The sequence below is a fragment of the Pantoea sp. GM01 genome (genome assembly GCF_000282675.1).
GTDB lineage: Bacteria > Pseudomonadota > Gammaproteobacteria > Enterobacterales > Enterobacteriaceae > Pantoea > Pantoea nemavictus.
In genome coordinates, this window is the sequence record NZ_AKIU01000026.1 from 149,330 (window position 1) to 169,920 (window position 20,591).

The 20,591-nt window shown below is 52.9% G+C and carries 16 protein-coding genes; 8 read left to right on the forward strand and 8 right to left on the reverse strand.

Features of this window, described 5'->3' with window-relative positions; all coding sequences use genetic code 11:
• Nucleotides 1-157: 157 nt before the first annotated feature.
• A complete protein-coding gene (locus PMI17_RS06010) occupies nucleotides 158-436 on the reverse strand; it encodes a hypothetical protein (protein ID WP_007887099.1) in 279 nt (92 codons plus the stop codon).
• A 388-nt stretch (nucleotides 437-824) separates the two neighbouring features.
• Here PMI17_RS06010 and dbpA point away from each other — a divergent pair, with 388 nt between their 5' ends.
• The 3 genes from dbpA to PMI17_RS06025 all read left to right on the forward strand — a co-directional run bounded on the left by dbpA (nucleotide 825) and on the right by PMI17_RS06025 (nucleotide 5,170).
• The gene (gene dbpA / locus PMI17_RS06015) at nucleotides 825-2,204 is read left to right on the forward strand and encodes an ATP-dependent RNA helicase DbpA (protein ID WP_036620358.1); all 1,380 of its coding nucleotides are present in this window, start codon (nucleotides 825-827) and stop codon (nucleotides 2,202-2,204) included.
• Between the two features lie 139 nt (nucleotides 2,205-2,343).
• Nucleotides 2,344-3,306 carry a chemotaxis protein gene (locus tag PMI17_RS06020; RefSeq protein WP_007887101.1) on the forward strand — a complete coding sequence of 321 codons (963 nt, stop codon included), beginning with the start codon at nucleotides 2,344-2,346 and terminating at the stop codon, nucleotides 3,304-3,306.
• A gap of 307 nt (nucleotides 3,307-3,613) precedes the next feature.
• Nucleotides 3,614-5,170 carry a methyl-accepting chemotaxis protein gene (locus PMI17_RS06025; protein WP_007887102.1) on the forward strand — a complete coding sequence of 519 codons (1,557 nt, stop codon included), beginning with the start codon at nucleotides 3,614-3,616 and terminating at the stop codon, nucleotides 5,168-5,170.
• A 79-nt stretch (nucleotides 5,171-5,249) separates the two neighbouring features.
• Here the strand turns inward: PMI17_RS06025 and PMI17_RS06030 are convergent, their stop codons facing one another.
• The 4 genes from PMI17_RS06030 to PMI17_RS06045 form a co-directional block, all read right to left on the reverse strand.
• Nucleotides 5,250-6,539, reverse strand: coding sequence for an HAAAP family serine/threonine permease (locus tag PMI17_RS06030; RefSeq protein WP_007887104.1), 1,290 nt, complete (start codon nucleotides 6,537-6,539; stop codon nucleotides 5,250-5,252).
• Nucleotides 6,540-7,050: 511 nt separating this feature from the next.
• Nucleotides 7,051-8,046 carry a glycosyltransferase family A protein gene (locus PMI17_RS06035; protein WP_007887107.1) on the reverse strand — a complete coding sequence of 332 codons (996 nt, stop codon included), beginning with the start codon at nucleotides 8,044-8,046 and terminating at the stop codon, nucleotides 7,051-7,053.
• Complete coding sequence (locus PMI17_RS06040) at nucleotides 8,043-9,350, reverse strand: oligosaccharide flippase family protein (protein WP_007887108.1); 1,308 nt, start codon at nucleotides 9,348-9,350, stop codon at nucleotides 8,043-8,045. Before PMI17_RS06040 ends, PMI17_RS06035 begins: the two co-directional genes overlap by 4 nt.
• 16 nt (nucleotides 9,351-9,366) lie before the next feature.
• Nucleotides 9,367-10,344, reverse strand: coding sequence for a glycosyltransferase (locus PMI17_RS06045; RefSeq protein WP_007887110.1), 978 nt, complete (start codon nucleotides 10,342-10,344; stop codon nucleotides 9,367-9,369).
• 1,033 nt (nucleotides 10,345-11,377) lie between these two features.
• Here PMI17_RS06045 and PMI17_RS06050 point away from each other — a divergent pair.
• The 5 genes from PMI17_RS06050 (at nucleotide 11,378) to PMI17_RS06070 (ending at nucleotide 17,895) form a co-directional block, all read left to right on the forward strand.
• Nucleotides 11,378-13,030 (forward strand): sensor histidine kinase, encoded by a 1,653-nt coding sequence (locus tag PMI17_RS06050; protein WP_007887112.1) that lies wholly within the window; start codon nucleotides 11,378-11,380, stop codon nucleotides 13,028-13,030.
• Complete coding sequence (locus tag PMI17_RS06055) at nucleotides 13,023-13,724, forward strand: response regulator (RefSeq protein WP_007887114.1); 702 nt, start codon at nucleotides 13,023-13,025, stop codon at nucleotides 13,722-13,724. Before PMI17_RS06050 ends, PMI17_RS06055 begins: the two co-directional genes overlap by 8 nt.
• Before the next feature lie 175 nt (nucleotides 13,725-13,899).
• Nucleotides 13,900-14,988 carry an ABC transporter substrate-binding protein gene (locus PMI17_RS06060; protein WP_007887116.1) on the forward strand — a complete coding sequence of 363 codons (1,089 nt, stop codon included), beginning with the start codon at nucleotides 13,900-13,902 and terminating at the stop codon, nucleotides 14,986-14,988.
• 74 nt (nucleotides 14,989-15,062) lie between these two features.
• Nucleotides 15,063-16,832, forward strand: a complete 1,770-nt coding sequence (locus PMI17_RS06065) for an iron ABC transporter permease (RefSeq protein WP_007887117.1) — start codon at nucleotides 15,063-15,065, stop codon at nucleotides 16,830-16,832.
• Nucleotides 16,825-17,895: an ABC transporter ATP-binding protein gene (locus PMI17_RS06070; protein WP_007887119.1), complete on the forward strand. Its 1,071-nt coding sequence runs from the start codon at nucleotides 16,825-16,827 to the stop codon at nucleotides 17,893-17,895. Before PMI17_RS06065 ends, PMI17_RS06070 begins: the two co-directional genes overlap by 8 nt.
• A gap of 55 nt (nucleotides 17,896-17,950) precedes the next feature.
• On the opposite strand, the gene PMI17_RS06075 is transcribed toward PMI17_RS06070, so the two are convergent.
• The 3 genes from PMI17_RS06075 to PMI17_RS06085 all read right to left on the reverse strand — a co-directional run bounded on the left by PMI17_RS06075 (nucleotide 17,951) and on the right by PMI17_RS06085 (nucleotide 20,573).
• Nucleotides 17,951-18,355: a type II toxin-antitoxin system YafO family toxin gene (locus tag PMI17_RS06075; protein ID WP_007887120.1), complete on the reverse strand. Its 405-nt coding sequence runs from the start codon at nucleotides 18,353-18,355 to the stop codon at nucleotides 17,951-17,953.
• Nucleotides 18,352-18,645: a type I toxin-antitoxin system antitoxin YafN gene (yafN, locus tag PMI17_RS06080; protein WP_007887121.1), complete on the reverse strand. Its 294-nt coding sequence runs from the start codon at nucleotides 18,643-18,645 to the stop codon at nucleotides 18,352-18,354. The genes PMI17_RS06075 and yafN overlap by 4 nt, the downstream gene beginning before the upstream one ends.
• 182 nt (nucleotides 18,646-18,827) lie before the next feature.
• On the reverse strand, nucleotides 18,828-20,573 hold the full coding sequence (locus PMI17_RS06085) for a hypothetical protein (RefSeq protein WP_007887122.1): 1,746 nt from the start codon (nucleotides 20,571-20,573) through the stop codon (nucleotides 18,828-18,830).
• Between the last annotated feature and the right edge of the window lie 18 nt (nucleotides 20,574-20,591).

Sequence of the window (20,591 nt, forward strand, 5' to 3'; positions counted from 1 at the left end):
GAATGCGCACCCTCCGCTGTTGTAGGATCGCCATTTATGGCGACCGTCCCAATCAATGCGCGAATCATATTGACGCCATAAACAAAAAAGCCTCCGCAAGGAGGCTTTACGTACGACATAAAAAGGGCGGCATGCGCACACCCGATGAGTGCTGGATTTACGAAAGCATCTGAATCGCCAGCGCATACAGCCGCTGGTTTTCATCGTCGCTGACAGGCTCTTCTTCCGCGTAACAGGCAATCATGGAGCTGACTTTATCCGATGACAAAGTTTCCCCATGCAGATGCAGCGTTAACACGGCGCGGCCGACGATCTTCAGAATGTCTTCGTTTTGTCCCTGGACATGATGACTCAATGAAATGACCTCTGAATTTACCCTTCCTTCTTCACGCTGCAGGTGCGTTGGCTGCTCTCGTTTGCCGCCTTCCTGCATCATGAATTATTTCGGGTACTTTATAATTAGCCAAATGGCGCGCTAAATATAAAGCAAATCGACGGTGTTTTTTAATCAGAATTTTACCCAACCGGAGCGACACATAAGCGTTACCCCCGCTAAAAGGCGACGAAAAGATGCGATAAGGCTTATTTATCAAGGGTAATCCCACCTTTTCATTAAAGATGTCTGTTTTTCCCGCAACGCGCTAGCGTAAAAGCAACCGGAAAAGCATTAGAACTATGCGATAGTTCTCGCTGATAAAATGAACAAAACGATCGCATGGCTAACTGATTTCACGCCTAAACCAACCACGCTTTTGCCATTGCCGATCCCGGCCCTTTCTGCCAGACTGACCGCCGCAATCCTACCCGCAATTAGAGACATTCCCGTGACTGCTTTTTCTACCCTGACGCAACTGCCTGCCAGCCAACTCGATAACCTGCGCGAGATGGGTTTCGACGCCATGACGCCGATTCAGGCCGCATCCCTGCCCGCTATTCTGGAAGGGCGCGACGTGCGTGCGCAGGCAAAAACCGGCAGTGGCAAAACCGCCGCGTTTGGCGTGGGTTTGCTGAACCGTATTGATAACAGCCAGTTCCATACGCAGGCGCTGATTCTGTGCCCAACGCGCGAACTGGCCGATCAGGTCAGCAATGTGCTGCGCCAGCTGGCGCGCTTTACCCGCAATATCAAAATTCTGACGCTGTGCGGTGGCCAACCGATGAGCGCGCAGCGTGATTCACTGGTGCATGCACCGCACATCGTGGTCGGCACGCCGGGTCGTTTGCTCGATCACCTCAAGCGCGACAACCTCGATCTTAGCCAGCTGCAAACGCTGGTGCTGGATGAAGCGGATCGCATGCTGGAGATGGGCTTCCGCGACGATATGGAAGCAATCATTGGCTTTACGCCAGAGACGCGCCAGACGCTGCTGTTCTCTGCTACCTGGCCCGATACCATCGCCAGCCTCAGCCAGCGTTTTCAGCGTGATGCGCTGGCGGTTGCCACCGAAGATAAAACTGAATTACCGACCATCGAGCAGCAGTTTATTGAAGCCAGCGCCAAAGAGCGTCATAGCCTGCTCAGTGCCCTGCTCAGCCAGCAGCAACCGGCCTCTTGCGTGGTGTTCTGCAACACCAAACGCGAATGTGACGACGTGGCCGCCGCGCTGAACGAACGGGATATCAGCGCGTTAGCCCTGCATGGCGATCTGGAACAGCGCGATCGCGAGCGCGTGCTGATTCGCTTCGCCAACGGCAGCATCCGCGTGTTGATCGCCACCGATGTGGCGGCGCGCGGCCTGGATATCAAATCGCTGGCGCTGGTGGTTAACTTTCAGCTGGCGTGGGATCCGGAAGTGCACATTCACCGCATCGGCCGTACCGGTCGCGCCGGTGAGAAAGGTCTGGCGGTGAGCTTTGTCGCCCCAGACGAAATGGTGCGCGCCAATGCGCTGGAAGAGTATCTGCAGCAGAAGCTCAACTGGGTCTCCTCCAGCACGCTGAAAGGCACCAACGCGAAGTCGCTGCCGGCGACCAAAATGACGCTGTGCATTGATGGCGGCCGCAAAGCCAAAATCCGTCCGGGCGATATCCTCGGCGCGCTGACCGGTGAAGCCGGTTTCAGTGGCGACCAGATCGGCAAGATCGATATGACGGCCACGCACGCTTACGTCGCCATCGACGCCGCGCAGGCGAAGAAAGCCCTGATCAAACTTAAAGAGGGCAAGATCAAAGGCAAAAGCGTACGCGCCATCCTGCTGAAGTAATCGACTCTCGCGTGAGGGCGATCGCTCTCACGCTAAAATTTCCGTTATCTCCCTTCATTTTTTTTCTCTGCTGCCGATAAGTTAATCATGGCGATTTTGCCCTGCCCTTTTCCCAGCCCAGATCTGCCCCGAGGCCATGATGGATAATTTTCAGAAAGAGATCGATGAACGCGCTAACCTTGCGCTTTCCAATAAATTCGAACTGCTGTTGTTCCGCCTGGGTTCCGATCAGCTGAAAGGCAAATCTGAGCTCTACGGCATCAACGTGTTTAAACTGCGTGAAATCGTGCCGATGCCGACCATCACCCGCGCTGCCGGTATGCAATCGCCGCTGCTTGGCATGGCGAGCATTCGCGGACAGTTTATTCCGGTTATCGATCTGCCCGCCGTCACCGGCTGCAAACCGGAAACCGGCCTTAATCTGCTGCTGGTAACCGAATATGCGCGCAGTACGCAGGCGTTTGCGGTGGAGTCGGTGGAGAACATTGTGCGTCTCGACTGGAGCCAGGTACATACCGCGGAAGCGGGCATCGGTAGCCGCAATATTACCAGCATCGCCTGCCTCGATACCGACGGCCAGAGTAACAATCTGGCGATGGTGCTGGACGTTGAGCAGATTCTGTATGACATCATTCCCTCAGTGCGCGGCGTTGAGCCAAGCGCAGAAACCGCCAAAGACTTCAATCTGAAGCCGGGCCAGGTGGCGATTGTGGCGGAAGATTCTAAAGTCGCGCGTCAGCTGCTGGAACAGGGCCTGAAAAGCATGGGCATTCCGGCCATCATGCACAACACCGGTCTGGAAGCCTGGATCAAGATTAACGAGATGCAGAAAGAAGCCGCGGCCAACGGCGAGTCGATTCACGACAAGATCGCGCTGGTGCTGACCGATCTGGAAATGCCGGAGATGGACGGCTTTACCCTGACGCGCAATATCAAGCGCGATAACAACCTGCGCCAGATTCCGGTGGTGATCCACTCATCGCTCTCCGGCAGCGCCAACGAAGATCACGTGCGCAAAGTCGGTGCCGATGGTTACGTGGCGAAATTCGAAATTAATGAACTCTCCAGTGTGATTCACGGCGTACTGAAAAAACCGCGTTAATGACATCGTTATTCCGGTGCGCAGAAATGCGCACCCTACGAATCGCCATTCATGGCGACCAGATACACCTCTCCCCGCCCAGCCAAAAATCAACGTCATCGCCATTCACCAAACTGTGACACACCTCTAAAAAATTAAAGTTAAAACATTAATAACCGATAACTGAAAGCGCTTGCGCCGGTGCTGCCATACCAGTTTTGTCACGCTGCGTAACTGTTTTCACCTTAAAAAACATCAACCTGCTGCGGGCGTCTTGCCTGCTTTTCCATCTTGATAACATCAATTTTTGGCATTACGGGGAGATCCAATGTTGAGCTTAAAGAATATGAAGGTCGGCGTCCGTCTGGGCATCGCCTTTGGTTTAGTGGTGGCACTGCTGGTGATTGTTGGCGTGACATCCATTACCAAAATTAACAACATCAAAACCGGCATCACGTCGATCGTGGAAGATCGTTATGTAAAAGTGCGCCTGGGCTTTGACGTGCGCGATGGCGTTAACGATCAAATTAAATATCTGCGCGGCATCGTGATTGATACCACGCGTCCGCAATATAACGAGAAGCGCTATCAGCAATTAGCGGAAGCCACCGAACACACCAATAACGCGATGAATAAAATCAAAGCGCTGCAGGTGACTGAGGTGGGTAAAAAGAAAATTGCCGGACTGCTTGCCGCCAGTGACAAGTTTGAAGCGGAAAAAAACCAGCTGATTGCGCTGGTGCGTGCTGGCGATGCCGAAGCGGCCAGCACCTTTGTGCTGAAATCCATTACCGATACGCAAAATGCTTTCCTCGCGAGCGCCGTGGCGTTTGCCGACTCACAGTCACAACAGCTGGAGCAGGAAGGCGCCAAAATTATCGATAACGGCTCATCGGCGATTGAAATGACGCTGATCTTCTCCGCTATCGCCATTGCGGCGGCCATCGTGCTGGGCTTTATGCTGACGCGCTCAATTGTGCGCCCACTCAACGAAGCGGTGGAAATCGCCGGGAAAGTGGCCGCGGGCGACCTGAGTTCGCACATTGAGATCACCGGCAAAGATGAAACCGCCGTGCTGATGCAGGCGCTGCAGGCGATGAATGACAATCTGCTGACCATCGTTTCCGATGTGCGCGCGGGCTCCGATACCATCGCCGTGGCGTCGAATCAGATCTCCAGTGGCAACATCGATCTCTCTTCCCGTACCGAACAGCAAGCCAGCTCGCTGGAAGAGACCGCATCGGCGATGGAGCAGATGACCGCCACCGTCAAACATAACGCCGAGAACGCGCGTGAAGCCAATCAGTTGGTCGCAAATACCTCTAACGTGGCGAAACAGGGCGGCGTGGTGATGGAGCAGGTAATCGAGAAGATGGAAGCCATTACGCTCTCATCAAAGAAGATCGTCGATATTATCAGCGTGATCGACTCCATTGCCTTCCAAACCAATATTCTTTCTCTTAATGCGGCCGTTGAAGCAGCGCGCGCCGGCGAACAGGGCCGCGGTTTTGCCGTGGTGGCAACCGAAGTGCGCAATCTGGCGGCGCGTTCGGCTTCTGCAGCGAAAGAGATCAAGGTGTTGATTGAGGATTCGGTGGCGCAGGTCGACGAAGGCAGCCGTCTGGTGACGCACGCGGGTTCCACCATTGGCGAAGTGGTCAATAGCGTGAAAAGCGTGGCGGATATCATGAGCGAAATCACCATCGCCAGCAGCGAACAGAGCAGCGGAATAAGCGAGATTAATTCGGCGATTACGCAGATGGAAGCGGTAACGCAGCAGAACGCCGCGTTGGTGCAGGAAGCCTCAGCGGCTTCGCAGGCGTTGCAGGAACAGGCGGATCGCCTGGCACAATCAATGAGCGTGTTTAAAACGGCTGCGGTGTAATGTTTGCCAGGTCGCCATAAATGGCGACCCTACAAAATCGTAAGGTGCGCATTAATGCGCACCTAGTTGATGACAAAGATTAATTCACCAATGAATAGGCGATAGAAGAAATCGCCAGCACGCCAATCATCACCACAAATACGTTACTGATCTTACCGCTGTACTGACGCATCGCCGGCACTCTCTGAATGGCGTACATTGGCATCAGGAACAGAATCATCGCAATGATCGGCCCGCCCAGCGTTTCAATCATCCCCAGAATGCTCGGATTCAGCGTCGCCACCAGCCAGGTTGTCAGCAGCATAAAGCCGGTAGTCAGTCGATTCAGACGCTGCGGCGTCACGGTTTTTCCGCGGCTGCGCAGGGATTTCACCACGATGCCGTTGAAACCTTCACGCGCGCCAAGATAGTGGCCGAGGAATGATTTAGTGATCGCCACCATCGCCACAATCGGTCCCATCCAGGCAATCATCGGCACATTAAAGTGGTTGGCTAAATAGGAGAGAATGGTGATGTTCTGATCTTTCGCCGCCTGCAAATCGGCAGGCGAGAGGCTCAGCACGCAGCTGAACACGAAAAACATCACCGTCACCACCATCAGCAAATGCGCGTTGGCGAGAATACGTGAACACTTTTTCTCAGCGCCCGCGCCATATTCATCGCGCTTGGCAACCGCAAATGACGAGATGATCGGCGAGTGGTTAAAGGAGAAGACCATCACCGGAATCGCCAGCCACAGCGTCATTAAGATGCCGTGACCGCTCACGCTCTGGCTCAGCGACAAGGTTTCCAGCGCCGCGCCATGCCAGTGCGGCACGAGATAAGCCGCCAGCAGCATCAGCACCGCGACAAACGGGAACACCAGCACGCTCATCGCTTTGACAATCATCTGCTCGCCAAAGCGCACCACCGTCATCATGCCAATAATCAAAATCAGCGACAGCAATGCGCGCGGCGGCGAAACCAGGCCCAACTGGTGCACGATAAAACTATCGACGGTGTTGGTGATCGCCACGCTGTACATCAAGAGGATGGGATAGATAGCAAAGAAGTAGAGCAAGGTGATGATCTTGCCGGCACCGACACCAAAGTGCTCTTCCACCACTTCGGTAATGTCTTCGCCGGGATTTTTCCCGGAGAGCACAAAGCGCGTCAGCGCACGGTGCGCGTAATAGGTCATGGGGAAGGCAAGAATCGCCATGATAATCAGCGGGACCAGTCCGCCTGCACCGGCATTGATCGGTAAGAAAAGTACACCCGCACCAATCGCCGTACCGTATAGACCCAACATCCACACGGTATCACTCTTGCGCCAGCCCTTAGCCGCTGTTTCAACGGTACTAAGCGTACTGGTTTGTGAGTTGTCCATCTGTCTCTCCACACATTCAAGCTTGAACAAAAATGCAGCCAGAACGATGGCTGCCAATCATGGCGCGGGCTCTGTAGCGCCGCCGTAACGCAAAGGATGACGTTTTAATGGATCAAATTCACGCACCCTGATGTTTTTAAGGGCAGGAAATGCACGAAACTTGCGCGCAATCGATTGCCTGGGGCGCTATTTGACATGAGACGCGAGAGGAGTGCAAGAAGGAGTAAACCAGAAGTTGGAGAAAGCAGCGAAGGAAGTGGAAAGGTGTGGAGATAATGAAAAGGAGTGGCAACGGTAAGTTGTTGCCACTGATTACGGTTCTGCCAAATAATTCAAGTTGCAGGAAGGCGGCAAGTGGATAAGTCCCCGGGAGCTTACATCGGTAAGTGACCGGGGCGAATCCACGCAGCCAACGCACCTGCAGCTTGAAGTATGAAGGGAGAAACTCCCCCGGCAATTAGCCTCTGGTACAGCAAATGAGTCCAGAGACTAACGCCGGGGGAATTTCAAATCAGAATGCGCGCATCCGGTAGAGTGCATAAAGAAAATAGTACGCTGTGAGAGTATTCAAATTCATAATCATGTACTTCAGTTTTTCATTTTTATTCAGCAGAATGAAAATACCTTTGGAGTATTTTCCTCGCTTTATTTCATTAATTTCCTGGGCAATATCCGCAGGTGAAAACGAAGAGTGATACATGGCGGTGACGATTTGCATATCCAACGCCAATACGCGCTTGGAGATACCTTTAAGAAAATAATCGAGATCGCTGGCGTGATACTTACTAATAATTGAGTCATAAAGCGCCGTCAGAAACTGTTTTCTCACTTTCAGTTCGCTGTATTGCACTTTTCGTTTGGAGAGTGACGCCTCGACATCTTCATAGTGATAAGCCGCGCCCGGTGTCACCAGGAAATTGCTAATGCAGCTGAAGAATTTAAGGTTAAACAGCAGATCCTCGCTCATGGAGATACCTTCCAAAAAGCGCAGATTTAGCTCTTCGATAATCTGCCGGCGATAACATTTGTTATGCAGATAACCAATGTTGTCACTCATCTCCAACTCACCGAGCACATAGGGAATATCCTCATTACTGAAGAAGCCCGCCTGCGACACCTTCCCCACCCGGCTGTCGTTGAGGTTGCCGACCATCAGATCCACCGTTTCCGCTGGCCAGGCATCGAGATTCTGTTTGAAGATCATCAGGAAGTTATCATCCACCCAATCATCCGCATCAAGGAACAGTACATAGTCGCCCTTGGCCTGTTGCATCCCGCTATTTCGCGCCGCGCTAACACCGGCATTAATCTGGTGAATAACGGTGACTTGCGAATAAGCGCTAAACTCCTCCAGTATTTTCGGGGTTGAATCGCTGCTGCCATCATTAACGACAATAACCTCATAATTGCTGAACGTCTGTTTAAGTACGCTCAGCAAAGTACGTTGAATGGTTTTTTGTGAGTTATAGACGGGAATGATAAGACTAAATAGGGTTTTTTCATTCATGATAAACTCTCTTTACTGTCTGAGGTTTTGATATTGCTAAATAACAGCCATAGTTTCCTGGGGTTGATAAACACTTGATGAATACGCATAACTGGCTGAGCAGGGAAAAAGTAATTAAGTAGCGAGAAGGAGAGGAACTCGGTTAATACCACGCTCATGGCCGCGCCGTTTAAACCAAAATACGGCACCAATAACAGTGATGACGCCACGCAGATTAATAACACTACGAAGGTTTTCTTCACCAAATAACGGTAACCGTTGTACTTAATAATAAAGCGATCCATCACGCTGCTGAGCACGGCACACATCGCGCCAACGCTGAGTAATAGCGTTGGCGCGACCGCATCGAGATACTCGGCGCCGTAAAAGTCACGGATAAACCATCCGGACAATAGCCAAATAGCCAAAATCACCATTGATGAAACGCCAATCACCAGCAGATGTAATTTCTGCGCCTTAATGATCGACTGCTCATCATCGCGCTCGGCAAAGAACGCTGGGAAAAAGGAAGCCAGTAAGGCATTAGGTAAAAATACCCACGCGGTAGCCAGCGTTAGCGCGACGGAGAATATCCCCGCCTCTTTCACGCCGAGGAAATAAGAGACGCTGATTTGATTCACGCGGGTATAAATCGCCACCGCTATCACCGAAAACACCAGTGAAATACCCGAGGCCACCATATAGCGGGAGTATTTCTTCATCTGACGGATAGCGGGAATCGGCACCTGGCGATGGTATTTAAGGAATATCGTCAGCTTGATGACAAACGGAATAAAGGTCGCCAGTACAATGGGAATCGCCAAATAGTGCGGGTCAAAACCGTAATAGGAAATAAAGAAGCGCACCGTCAAACTGATCGCCAGGCCAGCCAGGTTGGCTATCACATTCAGGCGCGCATTCAGCATCGCCTCATTGTAGATATTGACCAAATCGAGTGAGGAAAACAGGCAGGCAATCGCCGCAGCGCAGATAAATATCAACGCATCAGCACTCCACTCTTCACCCATAATCAGCATGCCAGTGACGGATAACACGCCATAAATCAGTAACACCAGCAGGAATGTCGCCATCATTAAGCGCATACCGGAGTGATGATTTTGCGATAAGCGTTTCAGCAGAATCACATCGCTGCCCATCAGGGCAATACTTTGAATAAACTGGAACACCAGCATGGAGATCGAGATGATGCCGAAGGTGGTGGGCCCAACATATTTCGCCACATAGGAGGTGACAAATATCAGGCCAAATACTGCAATCAGCTTTTCCGCGATCATCCACATCGAATTTTTTAATTTATCTTTCACAACTCAACCTCAGCGTTTATTTCTGTGCCAGGCGGCGCAGACGCGATACCAGTCGTGGACTGACGAAAAACAGCGCAAAGTACAAACTCCACGGATTGAACATCAATCCAGAGGTGAAATAGGACTTAAAGCTGCGACGGTAGAGCGAGATATATTCATCAATAAAGGCACGGCTGAATCCATCGCTGTGCAGCGCTTTATAGATATAAGATGAGGTGACTTTTAAATAGAGATGGTAATAACAACGCTTGTGCTGCGTGGATAAAAACGCCTGCATGCCATTAAAGGAGCGTGCAAACGAGAAGTGTTTCTCCCGCAGTGCCGAGCGCGTGGCAGAGTTATCTGATACCACATAGTGATAAACCACCTGTTGGGTAAATATCACCTGGCGATCCTGCTGCAGATGCAGGTAATTAATCACGAACAGCAGATCTTCGAAGTTATAAATCTCTTCGTTAAAACGGAGCTGATGCTGGCGGATGACATCGCCACGAAATACCTTGTCGCAGATGCCGTGACGCGGATTGAAGTAGAGCAAATCATTGATGGCCGCTGAGGCTGCCAGCTGGCGCGCATCACTCGAATTGGCCGGAAAATCGAGTGGCTGCCCCTGCGGCGTAAAGTGCTGCGACTCCCCCACCACCATCGCCACCGGGTTTTGCATCAGGCGCACATAGGTGGCGAAGGCGCTGGCTGGCAGAAAATCATCGGCATCTAAAAAGCACAGCAGCTTGCCACGCGATGCATTAATCCCCTGATTACGTGCTGAAGAGACGCCGCCGTTGCTTTTGTCGATGATGTGAAAATGCGGGTAATGGGCGTAACGCTGTAAAATGGCGAGCGAGTTATCGCTGGAACCATCGTTAATGAAGATGGCTTCAAAACGGGTTTCATCCTGCTGTAGCAGGCTATCAATGCATCGCTCCAGATACGCCGCGGCGTTATACACCGGCACGATGACGCTGATTAAAACGTCGTTAATGGGATTTTGCATAGGACCTCTGGACTCCGTCGGAGTAAAATTTGCGGGCGTAAAAAAAGATCGATGAACGTCACAGTAAATAATCGATAACCATTGCTGTGCGTTGCTTTCGCCCTGCTTAACATTTATTGGCTGTGTATTTCAGAGTTTCCTCAGGCGAATTAAAAATGCCGGTTAAATCTGACTACACAGCAAGCGTAATAAGATAATCGCCAAATAAACTGAGCAATTTAATTCTGTTTTCACGCGACAAAATGGGCAGGCTACCGCCCCTGGCTTGCAGCTACCAGTGTACTGAAAACAGACAAAGCGCTATTTTTGGCGTAAAAAGGCTGCGCTGCACTCATAAGAGTTCAGTGTAATTTCAGCGATTTACGTTTTTTCAGCAGCGGACGATGCTTTACGCAGTGACCGCCTTTTCAATCCGAACTTAAATTAAATTTTTATCTGCTTCCTAATGAGAATAAAAAAGCGCTAGCGCTTTATCGCACTCATCACGGAAAACAAGAAATGCCGACCGGGGCTGAAAAGGTGCATCAATAGACGGGCCTTCTCAACGAACGTCACGACATTAACGATATTTGCTGTATGCCCTGCACTTTTATTACTCCGGCGCGTCTTTCGCTAGCCGATGCGTGCAAGTGGCGTTAATTCAGTGCGGCTCTCGCAGCCGCACTGCAACGGGCTTAATGCCCAAAATTTGCGATCTGGTTCAAAACTTATAGCGGCATTCTCACCACTGGTGGTTATAAGGTCAATGGTTGCCAGACCAAAACGGAATTTACTCAGGCTGCGCGTTAATAAAAATGATGCGCATAGATTAGCCGCGATGAATTGGCATTTAAGCAATTGATTAGCGCCGCAGGGAGAGAATGCCAGGAATAAGGAGGGAAAGCGTTTGTTCGGCGTACCAGCACTCACCAGCGCCCAAGCCGCGGAGAGATTGTAGCCAGCTCACAACTCTGGCTTCAACCGATGCCGGGCGGCATTTTCGCGTGCTAGTCTCCCCTTACGCCTCACTCCAGTTTTCCTTACTGCAGGTTGTATGAAACGCCGATTACCTTTTCAGGTGAAACTCTTTCTCTCTCTTGTGCTTTTTTCCTGCCTGCTATTAGCCTTGCTGGGCACCATCCTGTTCCATTTTATCGACCGACAGTTGCATCACGATCTGGGCCAGCGCGCGCGGGTGCAGGCCAGTGAAATCGCGCTGATGCCGGGCCTGGCGGAGAGAGTGGCACGCCGGGATATTGCAGGCATTGCTGGATTGATCCAGCCACTGCGTAATCAAAGCGATGCCAGTTATATCGTCATTGGCGACGTCCATGAGCAGCACCTCTATCACTCGGAATCGCCCGAACGCCTCAATCTGCCGTTAATTGGTGGCGACAACGCGGAGGTGCTGCAGGGGAAAACCATCATCTCCGTACGTAAAGGCGGCATCGGCGTATCGCTACGCAGCAAAGCGCCGATCTTTGATGCGCAGCATCGGGTGATTGGTATTGTGTCGGTGGGCTATCTCACCTCCTATATCGCCAATATCAACGTTAGCCTGCTGTGGCAAGCAAGCCTGTATGGCCTCGCCCTGCTGCTGCTGCTGTTTATTTTTTCATGGATGTTTACCCGCAACCTGAAGAAACAGATGTTCTGGCTGGAGCCGAAAGATATCGCGCTGCTGGTGCTGCAACAAAAAGCGTTACTGGAAGCGATGTATGAAGGGGTATTTGCCGTTAACGCGGAGAAGCAGCTGATTTTAATTAATCGCGCCGCTCGAGAACTGCTGGATATTCAGCAGAGCGAGAGCGAACTGCTGGGTAAACCGCTGCATGAGGCGCTGCAGATTCATCCGGGGTTTCTCAGCCAACACGCGGAGCAACCGAGTGGTCGTCACCACGATCACATCACCGTGCTGAATCAGCGTCAGGTGATCGTCAACCGGGTGGCGATCGAGCTGGAGCCCGGCGAGCCAAGCGGCTGGGTGTGCAGCTTTCGCGATAAAAATGACATCAATACCCTGAGCAGCCAGCTGAGCCAGGTAAAGCGATATGCGGATAATTTGCGCATTATGCGTCATGAGCAGCTGAACTGGACCGCCACGCTGGTGGGCTTATTACAAATGCAGCGCTATGACGATGCGATGCGCTATATCCACGCGCAATCTGCCGGGGCGCAGCAGGTGCTGGATTTTGTCTCTGCACGCTTCACCTCACCGGCGCTGTGCGGATTGCTGCTGGGGAAATATGTCAGCGCGCGTGAAAAAGGCGTCGAGCTAAAATTTGATCCCGCCTGCCAGCTCAACCGTATTCCCGCCGGCATTAGCGAAACTGCATTGATGTCTGTGGTGGGGAATTTGCTGGATAACGCCGTCGATGCCACGCTCATCGCCAGAACGCCCACTACGCCGGTGGAGTTGTATATTTCCGATCGCAATCAGGAGCTGCTCATTGAAGTCGCCGATCAGGGTGGCGGCGTAGATGACAGCATTAAACCGCATCTGTTTGAGCAGGGCGTCACCAGTAAACCCTCCAGCAACGACGACGTGCTGGGAGCGGAACACGGCATTGGCCTCTATCTGGCGGCAGGTTATGTTCAGCAGGCCGGCGGCAGCATCGAGATCAGCGACAATGCGCCGCAGGGCACCATCTTCTCGGTTTTCATCCCGTTCCAGCCCGCCGTTTCGCCAGGAGGTTGCCATGAATAGTGCCAGGGCGCTTGATGTTGTGATTGTCGAAGATGAGCCGCATCTCGCCGATTTGCATCGCGAATTTATTGAGCAGCACTTTCACCTGCGTGTGGTGGGCATTGCCGCCACGCTGGAGCAGGCGCGTCATCTTATCAGCGAGCATCAGCCAAGGCTGGTGCTACTGGATAATTACTTGCCGGACGGCCAGGGCGTCACGCTGATTGACGATCCGCTGCTAAAACGTTTTGAGTGTTCGGTGATTTTTATTACCGCCGCCAGCGACATGCAAACCTGTAGCCACGCGATGCGCAGTGGCGCGTTTGATTACCTGTTAAAACCGGTATTTTTTCATCGTCTGCGCGCCTCGCTGGAACGCTTTATGCTGCTGGTGCAGACCCTGCGCCAGATGAAGAGTGTTGACCAGCAGGTGCTGGATAAGTTGTTTAATCTGCCCACCAGCGATATGCCTGCCGCGCCCTCAACCAAAGGCATTGAAGCAATCACTCTGGAACGGGTTAAACGCGTTTTCAGCGCGGCGCCCGCAGACAGCTGGTCAGTGGAGCAAGTGGTAGAGAGCGTGGGAATCAGCAAAACCACCGGGCGCCGTTATCTGGAATATTGTGTCGAGATCGGCTTTATTGGCGTGGAGATGCAGTATGGCAATATCGGCCATCCGCGTCGGCTGTACCGTAAAATAACCGACGCGCAATAGTGTGACCGAGCGCAAATGCCGTGCCGCGGCCTGCGTGGTTTTAATGGTGTTAATTGGCTAAACAGCGCCGACAATCACACTTCGTGAAGATATCGTTCGGTCACCTCTTGTCTGGCAAAGACGATCGGCTATGTTGACCCTTAGTTCCTCAAATGTAACTAAAAGGTTAATTATAATGTCGAACACATTTCATCTCTCTCTGGTTACCGCTACTGTCCTGATGTCGTGCTCTGCTTTTGCCGCCCCGCCGCAGGGCTATCCGGCGGACTATCAAAGCGTTATTGATGCCGCAACGAAAGAGGGCAAAGTGGTGGTCTACTCCACCACCGACACCAAAGCCGCCGGTCCGCTGATCAAAGGCTTCGAAGAAACCTATCCCGGCATCAAAGTTGAATATAACGATATGAACAGCACCGAGCTGTACAACCGTTTTATCAGCGAACAGGCGTCGGGCGGCACCAGCGGCGATGTGGTGTGGAGCTCTTCAATGGACACCGGCCTGAAGCTGGCTACCGACTATGCGCAGGAGTATAAATCGCCAGAGTTGAGCCAGATCCCCAAGTGGGCGGTGTGGAATAACAAAGCTTACGGCACCACCTACGAACCGGTGGTTTTCATCTACAACAAACGCCTGATTCCCGCCGCTGATGTACCTGATTCACACACCGCGCTGGCCAAGCTGATCGCCAGTCAGACCGACAAGTTCAAGAGCAAAGTCACCACCTACGATATTGAGAAATCGGGCCTCGGCTTCATGCTCTCGGTGCAGGATGCGAAAGCCGATCCCAACTATTTCAAAACCCTGGCCGACGTGGCAAAAGGCGGCTTAGCGGTGCAGTCATCAACCGGCACCATGATGGAGCGGGTCTCATCCGGGGAAAACCTGATCGGCTTCAACATCCTCGGCTCTTATGCCGAAGCCCGCGCCAAAACCGATCCTTCATTGGGGATCGCTTATCCGAAGGATTACACGCTGGTACTGTCGCGCGTCTCCTTTATCAGCCAGCAAGCGAGTAACAGCCATGCCGCCAAACTGTGGCTGGATTACGTGCTGTCTGAGAAAGGACAAAGCATTCTGGCCAATCAGGCTGACATCCCTTCCCTGCGCAACGATATTGAAGGCAAAAACGACATTGATGGCATGACCAAAATGTTAGGCACGGCGCTGAAACCGATCCCGGTGGATGAAAGCCTGCTGGAGTATTTGCAGCCGAAAAAACGCCTCGATTACATCAAACAGTGGCGCACCGCCGCCGGTAAATAAGGGCATTAAGCCAGCGCGACCCGCTGCGTCGCGCTGGTTTTCTCTTATCTGATTTCGCCATTCAGGGTCTCACTATGAGTACATTGCGCAGAAAGTGGCAAAGCCTGCCGCGCGGCGTCGTGGTGCTGATAACCGCGCTGGTTATCTACGTTCCGCTGTCGTTTATCGTCGTTCAAAGTTTCCTCTCCGCCCCGTTCTTTTCACCGTCGAAAGAGTGGAGCCTGGAGTCCTTCGCATTTATTTTTACCGATCCCGACTTCTATAAGGCATTGAGAAGCGGATTCATTCTGGCATTCGGCCTGGTGATCATCGCCATTCCGCTGGGCGGCATTCTGGCGTTCTTAATGGTGCGCACCGATCTGCCGGGCAGACGCCTCATTGAGCCGCTGATCCTGGTGCCGATTTTTGTCTCGCCGATGGTATTGGGATTTGGTTATGTGGTGGCGGCGGGCCCGGTGGGATTCTTCTCGCTGTGGGCGCAGTCGCTGCTGGGATTTGTGCCGTGGAATATCTACGACATGTCGAGCATCGTGGTGATCGCCGGTCTGACGCACGTGCCGCACGCTTATCTCTATATCTCCTCGGCGCTGCGCAGCGTGGGTTCGGATGTGGAAGAAGCGGCGCGTATCGCCGGTGCATCGCCGCTGCAGGTGATGACGGCGGTCAGTTTGCCGATGGTACGTCCCTCGATCCTATACGCCATCGTACTGCTGTTTTTCCTCGGGCTGGAGGTGTTCGGTCTGATGCTGGTGCTGGGCGATCCCGAGGGCAACATGGTGCTGGCCACCTATCTCTATCAGCTGACCAATAAACTCGGCACGCCGTCCTATCATCTGATGGCCGCGGTGGCGGTGGTGCTGATTTGCATCACCATTCCGCTGGTGATGCTGCAACGCCGCCTGATGCGCACCGCCAACCGCTTTGTCACTGTGAAAGGGAAAGCGTCGCAGGCGCGCGCCCTGCCGCTAGGCAAATGGCGCTGGGTTGCCGGTGCGGTGGTCGCTTTCTGGCTGACCGTCACCATTGGCGTACCGTTGCTCGGCGTGGTGCTGCGCGCCTTTATCTCCAACTGGGGCGTTGGCGTCTCGCTGTGGGATGAACTGTCGATCAAAACCTTCCAGACCATCTGGGCGCAACCCAACCTGCTGCGCGCTATCGTCAACTCCATGGCGATCGGCGTCATTGGCGGCGCGCTGGCGGTGGGATGTTATCTGTTTATTGGCATCGCCATGCACCGCAAACCGGACAACACTACGCGCTTCCTCGACTACAGCGTGCTGGTGCCGCGCGCGGTGCCAGGGCTGCTGGCCGGTCTGGCATTTCTCTGGGTATTCCTGTTCCTGCCGATGTGGCTGGATAACTCGCTCAAAGCGGGCTGGCTTTCTGATTTCGCCTGGTCGCAATGGTTGCGCGATAACCTGATCGTCTGGCTGCGTTCGCTGCGTAGCACCATCTTCAGCGTCTGGCTGGCGTATACCGTGGTGTGGATGGCGTATGGTCTGCGTTTGATCTCCTCAACGCTGCTGCAGGTGGGGCCGGAGCTGGAAGAAGCGGCGCGCAGCACTGGCGCCACGCGCGGACAGATTACGCGCCACGTCACGATTCCATTGTCACGCTACGGCTTGATTGGCTCATGGCTGCTGATGTTCCTGATTTTCGAGCGCGAATACTCCACCGGCGTGTATCTGCTGTCACCCGGCACGGAAACCATCGGCTCAATGCTGGTTTCCCTGTGGGCGGCGGGCGCGATTGATATCGTTGCCGCCCTCTCCTTTATTAACATCCTGCTGGTGGTCGTCGGTTTGGGTATTGCCCTGCGATTTGGAGTGAAATTACATGATTGAATTATCGGTCGAGAACCTGCACTTAACCTACGGCGACAATCCGGTGCTGAAAGGCGTTTCCATGAACCTGCAGCGCGGTGAAGTGGTTTCTCTATTGGGGCCATCCGGCAGCGGTAAAACCACGCTGCTGCGCGCGGTCGCCGGGCTGGAGAAGCCGACGCAGGGCACCATTGTTATTGGCAACAACACCGTTTACGCCGGCACGCCGCGCAGCGAGATCCCGGCGGAAGAGCGCAACCTTGGATTGGTGTTCCAGTCCTACGCGTTATGGCCACACAAAACCGTGTTTGAGAACGTGGCTTATCCGTTAAAGCTGCGCAAAGTGGCCTCCGCTGAAATCACCCAGCGCGTGCAGGATGTGCTGGTGCAGTTGGGCTTAGGTCATCTCGGCAAACGCCACCCGCATCAGCTTTCCGGTGGGCAGCAGCAACGTGTAGCCATTGGCCGCGCACTGGTTTATAACCCGCCGGTGATCCTGTTGGATGAGCCGTTATCAAATCTGGATGCCAAGCTGCGTGAAGAGGCGCGGGTGTTCCTGCGTGAACTGATCATCAAGCTGGGCTTGTCGGCGCTGATGGTGACACACGATCAAAATGAGGCGATGGCGATTTCCGACCGTATTTTGTTGCTCAATAACGGCAAGATCGAGCAACAGGGTACGCCGCAGGAGATGTACGGCTCGCCGAAAACCCTGTTTACCGCTGAGTTTATGGGCAGCAACAACCGGCTGCACGGCAAAATCACCGAGCTGCGCGCCGGTAAAGCGCGTATCGAAGGAAAAGGCTGGGCATTGTGGGGATTAGCGGGAGAAGGTGTGCAACAGGGGCAGGACGCCACGGCAGTGATCCGCGTGGAGCGCGTGAGACTGGTAGACGGACCGGGTGAAAATCAGCTGGAACTGCCGCTGCTCACCAGCATGTATCTCGGCGACCGCTGGGAATATCTGTTCCGTACCGCGGGCGATGATTTTGTGATTCGCGCCTACGGCACCGAGGTGCGCGATCCGCAGCACTGCCATCTGGCGCTGCCGGAAAACCATGTGTGGATTTTCCCGAAAGGGTGACGGATAGAGGAGCGGTGTTATGCCGCTCCTCTATAAAAAGGGGTTTTTGATCAACTTAATACTTCATCCTGAATGCTTCGGCCATCATCCCGATCTTATGCATATTGTTATTATTGCGTGCCATTTTATGCGCTTCGGGCTTCAGGATGATAATCAGTAAATAGGCATTGGGATCCATTGCACCCTGACAGTAAACCAAGTGGGCCTGATCGCTGGTCCGCTTGAACTGACGTAAAAATTTGGGAAAAGGTGCATCTGCATCGGCAAGATGAATGTGAGCCACCTGCTCTTCTTTTACCAATGGATAGGTTCGGTCGTCATCATAGAGCGCATCCCGACCAAACGTATCTGGCAACTCCCCCTCTTTTTTATAGGACAGAAAATCCGCCACTAAATCATCAAGCTCTGTCTGGCTCAATTGTTGACTAATCAACGTTGATTTAAAAACCCTAATGCTCATTCGGTGAACTCGGTCAGATCCTTGTCAGAGGCGCTTTGCAGCAGTTTTTCGCCACTCTCCGCAATGTCACTTAGACGATTAGCATTGGGTCTGAATCGCGCAGCCGTATGAACTCTTCCTTGTTTCTCCTCCAACAGATCGATCAGTTCTTCAAATACCTCAGCACTGATCATGTAACCCGCAGGTCGGTTGTTGGAAAGAACAGCTACCGGCTCATCAATGAAGTACTTTGCCGGATTCTTTCTCAACTCAGTAATATTTATAGATTTTTCCGCGAGAATTCGCTCCATAAACCACCTCTCACTATATTTTATTAAGCACATAATAATGCACCTTAAAGTGTACATCAATTATTGTGTTTATAAATTATACGGAAATCATTTCAGCAAGAGCTTACAGAACAAAATATCCTTCTCCGCTCTATAAACAAAAAAAGGCGAGGCCAGAGGCCTCGCCAAAAAGGTGCTGGACCTCAATCGTAATAGGGAAGCTTACGATCGACACCGTTAATATTGACCAGCACAAAGCCCGTAGGCGCGGTTTTATTGGTCGGCGTACCGGCCGCCGTCGCGACGGTAAGTACTCCTTTCTCATTGGCGCCGATACCTGCCAGTCCATTATGCAGACCGAAGCGCGCGGCGGGTTTGAAGCCGCCCAGTTTGGTGGTATCAGTCACCACCGAGAAGTCCTGCTGGAACAGCGAGCATGAACCGCTATCGAAACGCGTTGGACCGGTGCATTTCAGGTTCATCATGGTGTCACCACTGTTAGCCCGCAGTTTTACCCATACCGCCGCATAGGTGGTGCCAACACGGCTGTAGCGGATATCCAGCACTGCGGGTTGCCCCATGTGATAAACATCGGCCCATACCGTTTCCAGTCGCTGCAGGTTGATCCAGGTTTTACCGGTGGCAGCCACATTGACCGGGGAACCGGCGGTGCCGGTTGGCTGAGTGGCATCCGCTTTACCAATGAACTCCATCACCCACTGCTGGTTAGCGTTCGGGAAGAACAGCTGTCCCAGGCGATACCAGTTATCGGTGTCGGTATTGTTAGTGATCTTGTAGCCGCTGAAATAGCCCGCACGCAGCGAACCAGTCAGGAAGCTGCCGTAGCTTTCATCACGGCGATAGCCATATTCAAAGGTGGATAACCAGCGGCCAGAGGCGAGGTCAGTACTCACTTTGGCGCCAGATTGCAGGTTCAGCTGACGGATGGTGACGCGCGCATTGTTGAGGTTGAATGGGTTACCACAATCCTCAATATTCAGCGTATCGATGGTCCAGCCGCCGTCAGAGAGATCGCCCGGATTGCGCGTATGCTCAATCCATACGTTGCGCAAAATCCCCTGCGTCACGCGCGGCATATAGAGCGTGGCGTCACCGTAACCGGTCTGGAAGTTACAGTTGCAGATCTCAATCGCCGTGGAGTGATCCCAGGCGCCTTTTGGCGAGTTCGACCAGCCGACATCAAACACGCGTCCGTAGGTATAGAGGGTGTAGATTTGGTCGAATTTACTGTCGAGAGTATCCAGCACTTTGATTACCGTGCCGCCATTATTCTGCGCGCGGAAACAGTAAATATTTACGGTGGAGCCTTCGATACAGGTGTTTTCGAAGAACGGCTGCACGTTGCTGCACATTTCCGGCGTAATCGTGCTTTTGTTGGTGGTGATATCGGCCGACGCCTGGCCGTTCCAGGCGATACCTCTGATCGAAGTACGACGCGCCTTCACCTTGAACACCGTATTGGCGCTTTTGTCTGAAATGATGGTGGTACGCGGCAAAGAACCCAGCTCAACATCATCGCCTTGCAAGCCAAAGAAGGCGCGCTCGGTACCGCTGATATCGATTGGGCTAATCAGGAATTTACCGCCTGGGAAACGCACCGGTAACGCGGTGATGTTCCCCGAGTAGTTTTGCGTCCATGCCAGCATCCGATTAAACGCATCGGTGTCGTTGGCATAACCGTCGCCCTTCGCACCGAAGTGATAGAGGTTGATATCGGAAGGGTTGTTAATCACGCGCTTCCAGTAAAAACCGTTTCCTACCGCCAGCGTGCCGCCATCATCAACAGCCGTTGTGGTACCGATAAAACCGGTAAAATCACCGCCGCCCCGGAAGGTGGAATCGGGATTATAACGGCGTAAGAATGCCAGATCGCCGTTTTTGGATGGTGCAGTGGTGCGCAGTTCAGCATAAGAGTTAACTTCGATCATCATAGCCTCCTCGGCTTT